This is a genomic window from Lacibacter sp. H407 (genome assembly GCF_037892605.1).
GTDB lineage: Bacteria > Bacteroidota > Bacteroidia > Chitinophagales > Chitinophagaceae > Lacibacter.
Genome location: NZ_JBBKTU010000001.1, coordinates 471,198 through 482,609, shown reverse-complemented (window position 1 = coordinate 482,609; position 11,412 = coordinate 471,198). Strand labels below are relative to the sequence as shown.

The window sequence follows — 11,412 nt, the reverse complement described above, 5'->3', positions numbered from 1 at the left end:
GTTTTCTTTTTTGATGCAGTTGCCAGCGTATATGCTGAAAATAAAATAGTAGTACTACAAAGTAGTTTTTCGATTTTCTCAATTTTTCCAAGAGGAAACACTTATTTTTTTAATTATAAAATATAAAGGTTGGTTAAATAAATAATGAAAACCTATTTTTAAACCCTATTAAATCCGTACCCCATGAAGAAAACAATCGCTTACTCATTATTACTTGTAAGCATCTTTTATCTGAGTTCCTGTACTAGATCCCTGTCACCCTATGAAGCTGCTCATGGATCATATCGTAAATGTATACGTGTCAGATAAATAAAAAACCTCCCGGTAACACGCCGGGAGGTTTTTGTAAGTACCGTATTTACTTCCCGTTCACATAATCTTTCAAATACACACAGCTGTTAAATACTTCGGTAAATGTTTTTGTTTGCCGGTAGTTTTTTACAAAGTCTTCGAAGTATTTATTCTTCCGGAAATCTTTTGCGTACTGCTCATTTGCTTTTTCATATTGATCGTAATCAGCAAATGATTCATAAACCGGAATTGCATGTTGCTTTTGTGCACACTTCGCTGCCATAAATGTATAATGTGCTTTCAAATTCTGATTAGCTGTTAACTCTCTTGCTTTGAGATAAAGTTGTTCGGCAGCATACACTCCATAATACTCCCATTGCCAATCATCTTTTGTTGTATTGCTTTTTAATCCATCACCACTGCTCCAGCCATATTCCTGTAACATCCAGCTGTTACCCCAATAACTGGATTGATAAATACCATTGGCCATTTGAAAGTATGCGTTTGCTTTTTCTTCAGCCGTTCCTTTCGTTGTTTGCAGGGCAAGCTGTTTCATTTTTTGAACATATTGCAACTTGGTATACTGTACATTATCCTGTTTGGTTGGAGCATGTGTATCATACAGCAGATCGGCAAATGGATTTGCAGCCAGGTAAGTGCTGTACGGTTCTTTTTTATAATATGCAGCAGGCACTTGTTTGAACCATCTTTCTGCATTGTCCCAATCCTGTTCACGCAGGTAAGTAGTGCCAGCTATATCACATACATCGTCTTTTGAAAATTGATTATGATTTACGAGGTACTGTTCCCATTTTGATTTTGTGTTTGCCTGCATCAATGTGTGCAGCGCTTCCACTTCGTTACTGTTCATCTGTGTACGTAGAAACGCAATAGCGTTCCCGCTCCAATAGCTATACATGTCTTCTCCTTCGTTGGGCATTATCATGATCCTGTCTGCACAACCTAATACCAGTGCCGTTTTCGAAGCATCTTTTTGTTTACTGTACTGCACAGCTAATATTTCTGTAAAAAGATTCCGGTAAAACTTACGCCATTCTTCGTCTTTTTTTGCTTTGCTTTCGAGCCATTGAACAGCAGGCAGTATTTCCTCTTCAAACGAAGGATCGAGTTTTCCTTTTTCATTGATGCTTACCAATAAACTTGTCAGCATCCATTGATCTTTTACAGCGGCAGAAAGAGGCATGTCCTTCGCTATCCGCAAATACTCTCTTGCCTTTTTCAAGTCTTTGCTCATGTAGGCTGCATAAGCAGCAGCTACTTCAAATAATCCACGATTGGCAATCCGTTTGTCTTGCGCCACTTGATGACAGAAGTTGATCATCTCTTTGGTTTGCTTTTTACTTTCATTGTACAAACTATCGTAGTTAGCGTTATCGTAATCCCAGCTGAATAAACTCCAGGAATAGATCAGTTTTTTTCCTTTCAGTTGTTCAATAGAAGGATGCAGGTATTTTTCTTCCAGTTTGTTGATCTCACGAATGCTTAATAATTCCAATAATGGGGAAGTTGGATCCAGTTGATAAATTTCTTTCAACTCCGGCAGGTTATTGACTAAACTGTTGAATGCATACACAGCCGTAACATTTGCTTTTTCCCGATCGGTTTTGCAGAATTTCAACACAGCTTCTTTTGTTACTTTTTTTGTTCCTTCTTCATCTCTTGTGCTGAATGTAAAGCTCAGAAAATTACTTTTTCGTTTGATTGCATTGGTTGCACAAAGCTGCGTAAAGTGATAGGCCGCTTCTTCGTTGCTGCCCAATTTGTACATAGCGCCCGCTTTTAATGCAAGTGATAATTCCTGCAATACACTGTTTGTTTGATTTGGTTTGATGTATGTATCATAGTAGCTGATACATTCTTTGTATTGCTCACTGTAATGTGCCAATCGTGTTACTTGATAACCATAGCGGAGTTTTATAAATTCATTTTTAGCTACCGTCCAGAGTTGAATACCGTTTTTGATCAGCCGTTTCATTTTTGCATCATCACGGTTTCGCTCTTCCCAAAAATCTTCATCGCCAATAACAAATGGCTCCGCCTGTTTGGCAAACATGAGGTAGCCCAACGCTTCCAGATCTTTACTTTGCAAAAACCATTTCGTAAGACTGTTTTGTTTTACTGAATCAGGAACCAGGAGCGGTTGTTTTTTTTCAATATGATAATACAGATTACTGAGTTGTTTATAATTGTATTTCAATACAAAATCCTGTACATCTTTTTTCGTTGCTTTGTTTGATGCATAGTTGATCCATTCTGCACTGGTTGATTCCTTGGTGCTTACCGGTTCCTCTTCATCAAATAAAAACCGATAGCCGGTATAATAAAATGGTCGATAACTGTTGTCGTCCTGCAAGTGTTGTGAAAAGAAGGACGTATAATAGTCATACGGATCTGCATCTGGTCCGCAACCAATACTGTTTTGCGGAAAGCAGAGCAAACAACTACTGATAAAACTTACGATAAATTGTTTCCAGTTCATGGATGGGGTGTTTCGTTAAAAGTAATTGATCGAGATGATAAAATGAAACGGTGAAATGCTGATTTTGTGCTGCGGATTGACGAATAATATAATCGGCTGCTTGCAACAATTCGTCGGCTGTATTTTCTTCAAGTCGCAATTGATCCTGCGGTTGAAAATTTATTCCATTGAGTACAGCATCTTTTTGAAATGTAAAACGGTTTTGTTTCCATTCACCAATATTCCCGTTTAATTCTTCTTTTGGAATCTGATAAACGATGCCTTTGTATTGACCGTTTCGATACAATATATACCAATTGAAAACAGGCAACGCATAGTCCAATGGCAACGGATAGTGTTGCAAGCCGCCAAGGTATTTTTTTAGTTCATCCGTTTCAAGGATAGAATTGTTGGTTGCCGGATTTTTTAAATTGCCCATATTGTAACACATCAGCAAACCCCGGTCAACGGGCGGAATACCCGACTTGCTGCTGTACTTCACCTGATGCAAACGAATTGTTGCAGAAAGTATCGCAGTATCAGCAAATGTTTTTTTATCTGCACGTAACAAATGCTTCACGGTATTCACCAAACTGAAGTAGGTGTCTTTTGTGGAAACAGTCCAATCGCAATCCAATTGAAATTCAGGAACCTGATTCAATTGGTTCTTCTGCAACATTTCAGAAAGAAGTTTCATGATTTTTTTTGCCAATTCCTTGCCGGCAATTGTATCAAGTTTCGTTAATGCTTCATTGGTGATAAAAACAACAGGGATTATTTGAACCTGTTGCTTCTTTAGATGTTGAAGTGAAGCTGAATCGATCGATAGCTTTGCCACCGGTTGTGCAGATGATTGTTCTCCGTTCCATTCTACATCAAAAAACTTCACATACAATTTCTTTACTTCTAACTGTTGCAAAGCTGTTATTTCGTTTGTTGATAATTGAAGTGTGCTTTTCCAATAATAAAATCCACGGTCAACTATTACCTGCGGCGTTTGTTTGCAGGCGCTTATGCAAATTATCAGACAGATAACAGGAAACCATCGGCAGAAGCCGGTTATCAAACAAACTTTATTTACTTTGCAGCTTTCGAGCACTTACTTCCAACTTTATACACGAATTTATGAGAAGCTTTTATTGTTTCGCCTACCTGCCGGTACTGATTTTTTTTGCAGCACTTTCAACCAATGCACAGTTGGTTAGTGGTCCCATGCTTGGCCCGGTTGAATTACGCACTGCTAAATTGTGGATCGAAGTGAAACCCGGCAGCAGTGCCGACTTGTGGGTTTGGAAAAAAGGACAACCGACAACTGCAAAACGTATGATCAAGAAAACAACTGCTGATCAATGGTTTGCTCCACTCGTATTTGATGTGGTGGCGTTGGAACTGAATACAACATACGAGTATCAATTCATCATTAATAATGTTTCCAACAGGAAACCTGCAAAGGCAGATGGCTCATTTACAACAAAGGAATTATGGCAATGGCGCAAACCTGCTCCAGATTTTTCTTTCTTAACAGGTTCCTGTGCTTATATCAATGAACCGGCTATTGACCGGCCGGGAAAACCATACGGAGGAGACTCAAGTATTTTTGAAAGCATGGCGAAAGAAAAAGCAGCCTTTATGTTGTGGATGGGCGATAACTGGTACACCCGTGAAGTAGATTTTTATGATACATGGGGTTTGTGGAACAGAGCCAGTCATGACCGTTCAGTACCGGTGTTGCAAAAGTTTTTAAAATCAACTTCGCATTATGCCATGTGGGATGATCATGACTATGGCCCCAACGATATGGGGAAGAATTATATCCTGAAGAATACTTCCCGCAATGTATTTACCAATTACTGGCTCAATACTTCGTATGGTATGAATGATCAGGGCATTTATTCTATGATCAGTTATGCCGATGTAGATATTTTTATGATGGATGATCGTTGGTGGAGAAGTGCAGATAATATGAAAGATTCAATTGATGGAAAACCAAATGCAGATAAGCAGATGTGGGGCAAAGTGCAAATGGATTGGTTAAAAAATTCATTGCTGTACAGCAAAGCACCATTTAAAATTATTGCCAATGGAAGCCAGGTGTTGAATCCCGATTCACCATTTGATAAATTATTGAACTGCCCGGCAGAATACAATGAATTAATACAGTTTCTACAGGAAAATAAAATTACAGGTGTGTTATTTATGAGTGGCGATCGTCATCATACGGAAGTGATCAAAGTAAACCGCCAAGGTGCATATCCTTTATACGATATAACAGTTTCTCCTTTAACAGCAGGTACACATACATTTGGCGGAGCAGAAGCAAAAAATCCTTACCGTGTGTTTGGATTGGATGAAAAACAGAATTATGGAAAATTCAATTTTAGTGGTGCAAGAGGGCAACGTAAATTATCAGTTGAGTTTTTTGGTATAAAAGGTGATAAGCTGGGAGAGTGGAGTGTGAGTGAAAATGAGTTGAAATATCCACGTCAATAATAGAAAAGAAAATCGAGTTATGAATATTTCGTTCCGGTACGATCGTAAAAAAGTAATCCAGGCATTACGTTATCATTTTATTTCTAAAAAAGAAATACGCATCCTGATTATTCTGGTAAACGTGTTTGCGTTGTTTGCTGCAGCTATGTTCTTCTGGAAAAAAATTGCACCGGTTGCTTTTCTGTTGAGCTCATTTCTATGGTTTTCATTAATGGTATCGTTGTGGTTTATTTTACCGTTCACGGTTTACAGTCGTGCAAAAACCTTTCGGGATTCATTTAATCTTACGTTCCTTGATACATACATGCATCTTGAAAATCCAAATGGCAGTAAAAAATGGAATTACAGTGCATTTAAATACTTTATTGAAACACCGAACTTCTTTCATCTGTACATTGATGACCGTTCCTTTTTCCTGATTCCGAAAGATGCGTTTGATGACACGGATGCTACACACAATGCCCGGTTACTTTTACGGGAAAAGATTGGGCAGAAATAGGGATAACACTTAACCTAATATTTGTCAATCTTACGTTTGTAGAGAAACCTACTATAGATGAACCATAGCTTCTACTACATTCCTGCTAGTTGTTACTACTTATTTTTGTTTTTTATTCAATCTCTTTGTAAAACCTTTAGAATGAAATTCCCACACCCGCATTTTAAAGGGCTGCTGATGCCCTTTTTTTTATTGTTGCTGACATCTGTAACCTATGCCCAGTCACCTGGATTAATTGTCCGTCCTGCAGGTGCTGCAGGTCCGCTTGTTCTCAATCCAAACCAGGATTTTTTTAGTTCTGCAACATCTGCAGGCTTTACTACAAGCGATATTACTCAAAGTGAAATATTGTATAAGATTATTAAACCGGTAATGATTGAACCAACAGGCGACCTCGCTACAGGACCTGATGGTGGTTATTCTGATATTGTAAAAACAGTTGATAACAGCGGCTGTTATATTTACAATGATGGAACAAACCTCTTGTTCCGTTTACGAATTGGCAGTATTGTTAGTGGTGCAAAGGCGTATAATATTTTAATAGATACTGATCTGAAACTTGGCGCATCGGGTTCTGCTGCTGATCCCAATTATGTGGCTCCAACAAACAGTGGAAATGGTAACCCCGGTTTTGAACTGGAAGTGGCACTCGAAACAGGTACAAATGGGCGTGTGGCTATTTATAATGTGGATGGTATTGTAAACCCAACAGCAAGCAACACTTATTCTCTTGCAACCAATCAATTGATCTCTGTTGCACTGAGTCGTGAATCAGGTAATGCGGATTATTTCTATGATTTTTATGTGCCGCTGTCTGCATTAGGTATCACAGCATCAACACCAATCCGTCTGGTTATTTCAACCAATACAAATCCAGGGTCAGCATTCCAGGGAACACGTTCTGATATTTATGGTTTGAATGATGATAATTTTACAAGCACAACAGATGCATGGGAATTTTTAGGCGAGAATACGCCAAGCTTTACATTGACTGATATCACCTCAGGTGGCTCTGGCCCTTCGGATGCATGTACTGCTGCGCCAGCTGTAAATACAGGTATTGCTTCGGGATCAAACGTGAATATTACCGGCACGTGGACAAGACTTGATGCAACTAAACCTTCAACAGCTACTATCTCAGTTTATAAAAATGCTGTATTGGCCGGCACAACAACTGCAACGAGCGGAAGCCCGTGGACTTATATCATTGCAAGCGTTGCAAGTGGAGATATTATTACTGCAAAAGCACAATCAACCGGCGAGAGTATGTGTTTAACAAGTAACAGTGTAGCGGTAACAAGTTGCTCTCCATCAAATGTTTCAACTAACACAACAACCGTCATTACTTGTATTACGAATAAAGGTATACAAGGAACAAAACCGGCTAACGCACGAATCAAATTATATACAATTGCAGCGGGAGGCAACCTTGTTTTGTTGGCAGACGATGCAACAACAACGTTGAAAATTACTTATAACCAAACAACCGATCCTTCAGGTACTATTTGGGAATATAACAGTACAAACAATGGCGGACCAAACGCTGCGTGTACCGGTGGTGCGAATGATATGACATCGTCCAGTTATGCATTCTCGGTAATTGAATCAGGTAAGTGCGAATCCGCACCTGCCTTCAGTTGTTTAACACTCACACAAACCGCAGCGCCAACAATTACGCAAACAGTTCTCTATCCGGGCTCAACTATTAGTGGAACAGCAGTAACGGGTGCCACTGTTCGTTTATTTGTAAATGGATTTATTGTTGCATCAACAACAGCTTCAGGAAGTGCGTATAGTTTTTCCAGTCAAACATTTCAAACTGGTGATATAATTACTGTTCGTCAACAGGCAAGCGGACAGTGCATTAGTACAGCAGCAACGTTAACGGCTACCTGTTTTACATCGGCACCAGTTATTACAACAGATATTCAAGGTAATTTAACCGGAGCTGTAACAACAGTTACAGGAACTTCATCCGAACCTGCAGGTACAACTATTCGTGTCTATAATGGTTCGAATGTTTTACAAGGTACAACAACCGTTCAGGCGAATGGTACATGGTCTGTAACTGTTGCTGCGTTGGTAAACGGAACAAGCTATTATGCAACGGCACAAAACGGAAGCTGTTCTGTTAGTGCCAACTCTTCGTCTGCAACAGCAAGAGCTGCGACCACTGTTTGCCCCACGATCACCGGATCATACACCGAAGGCAATACATCCGTATCAGGAACCATCACCGGTCCGTTTACGGGTACAGTTTATTTGTACCAGGATGGAGGATTGATTGGCTCGGTGGCACTCTCTGCTCAATCAGCATGGACAGTAACCGTGTCAGCATCTAACCCATTGTATGCAGGCGGAGTATTAAGTGTTGGTGCGCAGGCAACAAGCAGCACATTAAACACCGCATGCGGTTCTACCACAACTGTTTCCTGTTCTGCTCCAACAACACCGTTGATCAGTCCAACAACATCATCGATCTCCGTTGGGCAAACAGTTACCTATACTGTATCAAATACACAGTCAGGTGTGTTATATATTGTTGAAGATGCAGGCAGCGGATTAAGTTATGCAACATCAGAATTTGGAAATGGTGGTGCAGAAACAATCACTACACAAACATTCACATCACCAGGTACATACAATATTGAAGTTGTTGCCGATAAGTTATCCGGCTCCGGTTGTTTATCTGTAGCAACGGCGTCAATTACTGTTTCAGGTACGTTGCCTGTTCAGTTGCTGTCGTTCAATGGACGTTTATTGAACGGACAATCACATTTGAACTGGAGAACAGCTACTGAGATCAACGCAAGTCATTACCTAATTGAAAGAAGTGGCGATGGGATTAATTTCCTTTCCATTGGTTCGGTAAAAGCAACCGGAAATTCAGTTACTGAAACTGCTTATCAATTTGTAGATGCATCTCCACTTGCAGCTTTTAATTTCTATCGTTTGAAAATGGTGGATGAAGATGGTAAATCAAGCTACAGTGCAGTTATCAAATTGTATAGTAGTGCATCCACCAAAGTGATCGCATCACCTAATCCATTTGACCAGTTAATAAATATACAGGCAACAGTTGAAGTAAGCGGAGATGCGTACGTCCGTTTATTCGATCAACATGGAAGGATTGTTTATACTACCATCAGATCGGTGTTTAAAGGGACAAATTCAATTCAGTTAAATAATCTTCCCCTGTTGCCGGCAGGCAATTATATTTTAGAGGTAAGAACAGGCCAACTTAAAAGCTCTCAACTTCTCCTGAAAAGAAAATAAGCAAATGAACTAACGGAAAATGCCCCCAGATCCAGGGGGCATTTTTTTATAATTCCTAAAAAAAATCTGGCTTGAATATTTGGTTTATAAAATAAACTAGTCTACGTTTGTGATATATTTATCAGAAATGAAAGCATTTACCTTCTTCATCAGCCTTATCATCACCCAATTGGTACTTGGGCAAACAACTATCACCGGTACTGTATTGGACAATAAAAAGAAGCCTGTGCCAGGTGCCTCTATTAGTATCAAGGATTCATACGACGGTGCTACTGCCGATTCAACAGGTCGCTTCAGTTTCAAAACAACAGATAAAGGCAATCAGATCCTTATCATCTCAGCCATTGGTTATAAAGCATTGGAAATGCCGGTTGAGTTAAAAGGAGGCGACCTGCAATTGCCTATTCAATTAAAAGAAGAGATCACCGAGATCAGCGCCGTTGTAATTACAGCAGGATCTTTTGAAGCCAGTGATCGTAACCGTGTTGCGGCGGTATTATCATCGATCGATATTGTAACAACAGCCAGTGCAAATGGCGACATAACAGGTGCATTAAAAACATTGCCAGGTGCACAACAGGTAGGAGAGAGTGAAGGATTATTTGTTAGAGGTGGAACTGCTACTGAAACAAAAACATTTATTGATGGAACATTGGTGAACAATTTCTTTTTCAGCAGTGTGCCCGGTATTGCACAACGTGGCCGCTTTTCTCCATTCATTTTTAAAGGAACGGTTTTCAGTACGGGTGGTTACAGTGCATTGTATGGTCAGGCATTATCGTCTGCTTTAATATTGGAGTCGATCGATTTGCCGGAGCAATCATCTGCCACATTAAATCTGTCGGTGTTAAGTCTTGGTGCCGGCTTTCAAAAATTGAATAAAGAGAAAACAGCATCATGGGGCGTAAATTATAATTACTCCAATCTTACAGCAGCATTTGCCGTGATCAAACAACAACAGGATTATTCAAAGGCGCCGAGCTCACATAACATGGATGCCAATTTTCGTATCAAGACATCAAAGAACGGGATGTTGAAGTATTATGGTTACTATATTACCAATGGTTTGGGCTTCACACAAAACAGTCTTGATTCATTGGGTTATAAAGACCGCTTCTCATTGGAAAACGGCAATATGTACCACAATCTTTCATGGAAAGAAAGTTTGAAGAATAAATGGAAGTTGATAACAGGTGTTTCTGTTTCAACCAACAAAGATGATATCAGCTTTGGAATGCAGGATGAAAATAAAAATGATGTGTTGTTGAGTGGATTAGAATTTAAACAGTTTGATATTAACAGCAAAGGATTCTATGCCAACGCCCGTTTTGTACTTGAAAAAAAGTTCAGAGGATTAAATACGTTGCGTGTTGGAACAGAGTATAATCATAGCGATGATAAAAGCAAGTTTACTGCCTTTAACGGCATGATGTTCAATACACGCCTCATTGAAAATATATATTCGGTATTTGCAGAACAGGATGTATATCTCACCAATAAACTGGCTGCAAAAATCGGAACAAGAGCTGAGCATTCGGCCATGCTCAATAAAACAAATCTCGCACCACGTGTTTCACTGGCGTACAAGCTGGGTAGAGAAAGCCAGGCATCATTGGCGTATGGAATTTTTTATCAGAATCCGGAGTTGCGCTATCAACCCGCTGTCAATCCACTCACATTCATGAAAGCAACGCATTACATTGCGCAGTATCAAAAAACAACCAGTCTTACAACTTTTCGTGTAGAAGCATTTTACAAAGAGTATGATAATTTATTGAAAACATCCAATGTAAATGGTAGAGAAATTGGAAGCAGCAACAATGGTTTTGGTGAAGCAAGCGGCTTTGAATTGTTCTGGCGTGATAAGAAACATGTAAAAGATCTTGATTACTGGATATCCTATTCGTTCCTCGACACAAAACGTGATTTCTTAAATTTCCCAACAGCTATCACTCCAAATTTTGCAGCAAAGCATACGGCTTCATTGGTGGTAAAGAAATTTGTAACGAAGATCAAAACCAATGTCAATTTTTCATACAATTATGCAAGTGGTCGACCGTACTATAATATTCAGTACGATCCCAATATCTCAAAAACATTTTTTGCAGATCAGGGTCGCATCCCTGCTTATCACAACATGAGCTTTTCACTGAATTATCTTCCGGCTATTGGAAAGCAAAATGCAAAAATGTTTCCGGTATATGTGTTAAGCATCAGTAACGTATTCAACTTTAAACAGGTGTATGGCTATAACTATTCAACCAACGGTATGCGCAAAACAGAACTGGTGCCGCCGTCACGCATGTTCATTTTCATTGGTGCATTCATCAGTTTTGGTGTAGACAGATCTGAGGATGCCATCAATAATAATTTATAA

The 11,412-nt window shown here is 39.4% G+C and carries 6 protein-coding genes; 4 read left to right on the top strand and 2 right to left on the bottom strand.

All coding sequences use genetic code 11. The features are described from left to right. Positions 1 to 358 precede the first annotated feature (358 nt). Positions 359 to 2,791 (bottom strand): hypothetical protein, encoded by a 2,433-nt coding sequence (locus WG989_RS02085; protein WP_340426988.1) that lies wholly within the window; start codon positions 2,789 to 2,791, stop codon positions 359 to 361. Beyond that, on the bottom strand, positions 2,754 to 3,689 hold the full coding sequence (locus WG989_RS02080; protein ID WP_340426987.1) for a hypothetical protein: 936 nt from the start codon (positions 3,687 to 3,689) through the stop codon (positions 2,754 to 2,756). Before WG989_RS02080 ends, WG989_RS02085 begins: the two co-directional genes overlap by 38 nt. A gap of 206 nt (positions 3,690 to 3,895) precedes the next feature. Between WG989_RS02080 and WG989_RS02075 the strand changes: the two genes are divergently transcribed. The 4 genes from WG989_RS02075 to WG989_RS02060 all read left to right on the top strand — a co-directional run bounded on the left by WG989_RS02075 (position 3,896) and on the right by WG989_RS02060 (position 11,412). Further along, entirely contained in the window at positions 3,896 to 5,260 is a 1,365-nt protein-coding gene (locus WG989_RS02075) for an alkaline phosphatase D family protein (protein WP_340426986.1), read from the top strand. 19 nt (positions 5,261 to 5,279) lie between these two features. Continuing rightward, entirely contained in the window at positions 5,280 to 5,759 is a 480-nt protein-coding gene (locus tag WG989_RS02070; RefSeq protein WP_340426985.1) for a YcxB family protein, read from the top strand. A 141-nt stretch (positions 5,760 to 5,900) separates the two neighbouring features. After that, positions 5,901 to 9,035: a T9SS type A sorting domain-containing protein gene (locus tag WG989_RS02065; RefSeq protein ID WP_340426983.1), complete on the top strand. Its 3,135-nt coding sequence runs from the start codon at positions 5,901 to 5,903 to the stop codon at positions 9,033 to 9,035. 127 nt (positions 9,036 to 9,162) lie between these two features. After that, a complete protein-coding gene (locus WG989_RS02060; RefSeq protein ID WP_340426982.1) occupies positions 9,163 to 11,412 on the top strand; it encodes a TonB-dependent receptor in 2,250 nt (749 codons plus the stop codon).

Excerpts from the sequence above, each read along its gene's own strand:
- WG989_RS02085 (WP_340426988.1), bottom strand. The coding sequence starts at position 2,791 with ATGAACTGGAAACAATTTATCGTAAGTTTTATCAGTAGTTGTTTGCTC.
- WG989_RS02075 (WP_340426986.1), top strand. The coding sequence starts at position 3,896 with ATGAGAAGCTTTTATTGTTTCGCCTACCTGCCGGTACTGATTTTTTTT.
- WG989_RS02070 (WP_340426985.1), top strand. The coding sequence starts at position 5,280 with ATGAATATTTCGTTCCGGTACGATCGTAAAAAAGTAATCCAGGCATTA.
- WG989_RS02065 (WP_340426983.1), top strand. The coding sequence starts at position 5,901 with ATGAAATTCCCACACCCGCATTTTAAAGGGCTGCTGATGCCCTTTTTT.
- WG989_RS02060 (WP_340426982.1), top strand. The coding sequence starts at position 9,163 with ATGAAAGCATTTACCTTCTTCATCAGCCTTATCATCACCCAATTGGTA.